We start from the raw sequence: 1,632 nt of genomic DNA on the forward strand, positions 1-1,632 counted from the left end.
GGCCCCGGCGGCGGTACGGTGAAGTTCCGCCTGCCCGAGGCGCATACCGACTATGTCTATTCGGTGGTCGGCGAGGAATTCGGTCTGCTCGCCTGCGCGGTCATCGCGGTGCTGTTCTTCGCGATCGTCGCACGGGTGTTCGTGAAGCTGCTGGACGAGGAGGACGCCTTCCGCCTGCTCGCCGCCGCCGGCCTCGCGTCGCAGTTCGGGGTGCAGGCGACGATCAACATGGCGGTGAATACCGGCCTTGCGCCGTCGAAGGGCATGACGCTGCCCTTCATCAGCTATGGCGGGTCGTCGATGATCGCGCTGTCGATCGGCATGGGGTTGCTGCTCGCCTTTACCCGCCGGAACCCGTATCTGCACCGATCACCCTATATCGTCCGGTAAGTCCGCCTCATGTCCAAGCCCCGTCATTACGTCCTCGCTGCCGGCGGAACGGGCGGCCATATGGTGCCCGCCGCCGCCCTTGCCGCGGAACTCACCCGCCGCGGCAATCGCGTCGCGCTGGTCAGCGACGATCGCGGCGTGCGCTTTCCCGACCTGTTCGACGGCATCCAGACCCATGTCCTGCCCGCCGGGCGGTTTGCGGGCGGGCCGGTCGGCTGGCTGAAGGCGGGGCGCAAGATGCTCGCCGGACGGGCGATGGCGCGCGAGCTGTATCGCAACTTCAAGCCCGCCGCGGTGATCGGCTTCGGCGGCTATCCGGCGCTGCCCGCACTGCTGGCGGCATTCGCCGACAATATCCCGACGATCGTTCATGAACAGAATGCGGTGCTCGGTCGCGTCAACCGGCTGGTGGCGGGGAAGGTCGCCGGTATCGCCACCTCTTACGCCGATGTGGCGCGAATGAAGCCGGCGCATGCGGCCAAGACCCACCTCGTCGGCAATCCGGTGCGCGACGCGATCCTCGACATTCGCGAACGCCCCTATCCGATGCTGGACGAGGACGGCGTGTTCCGCGTCCTCGTCACTGGCGGCAGCCAGGGTGCGACCGTCCTCAGCCAGGTCGTCCCCGACGGCCTCGCGCTACTCCCCGTGCACTTCCGCCGCCGGTTGCAGGTGACGCATCAGGCGCGGATCGAGGATATCGACGCCGTCCGCGCGAAATATGCCGAACACGGCATCCCGGCCGAGACCGCGACCTATCTGCCGGACCTGCCCGAGCATCTGGCGTGGACGCATCTCGTCATCGCCCGTGCCGGCGCGTCGACCATCGCCGAGCTGACCGCGGCCGGCCGCCCGGCGATCCTGGTTCCGCTGCCGAGCGCGACCGACGACCACCAGACCGCGAACGCGCGCGAGATCACCAAGGCGGGCGGCGCGCGGACGATCGCGCAAGGCGCCTTCACCGCGGCCGAACTCGCCAAGCAGATGCAGCGGCTCGGCCTCGACACCGACGGCCTCGCCAACGCCGCGACCCGTGCGCGCAGTTGCGGCCGCCCACACGCCGCGCGCGATCTGGCCGACCTGGTCGAGAGCATCGATGCGCAGCCTTCCCGGCCGCCGGTCGTCATCCCCCAGCACAAGGAGGCGTTCGCGTGAGCTTGGGTCAAATCCTCCCCGGCACGGGGAGGTGGCGCGCGCCAGCGCGACGGAGGGGGGGCTCCACGGGCGAGTCGCCGGCGGCTC

Annotated in this window: 2 protein-coding genes; both read left to right on the plus strand. The window is 69.7% G+C overall.

The annotated features are described in order from the left end of the window. The coding region (locus ASE86_RS16455; protein ID WP_235524005.1) for an FtsW/RodA/SpoVE family cell cycle protein at nt 1–390 on the plus strand (390 nt) is incomplete at its 5' end. A 9-nt stretch (nt 391–399) separates the two neighbouring features. Further along, on the plus strand, nt 400–1,545 hold the full coding sequence (gene murG / locus ASE86_RS06425; protein ID WP_056423790.1) for an undecaprenyldiphospho-muramoylpentapeptide beta-N-acetylglucosaminyltransferase: 1,146 nt from the start codon (nt 400–402) through the stop codon (nt 1,543–1,545). The last annotated feature ends 87 nt before the right edge of the window (nt 1,546–1,632 follow it).

The sequence above is a fragment of the Sphingomonas sp. Leaf33 genome, from assembly GCF_001421785.1.
Lineage (GTDB): Bacteria > Pseudomonadota > Alphaproteobacteria > Sphingomonadales > Sphingomonadaceae > Sphingomonas.

What these genes read in the sequence shown, in the direction of transcription:
- murG (WP_056423790.1), top strand. Translation starts at nt 400, where the DNA reads ATGTCCAAGCCCCGTCATTACGTCCTCGCTGCCGGCGGAACGGGCGGC.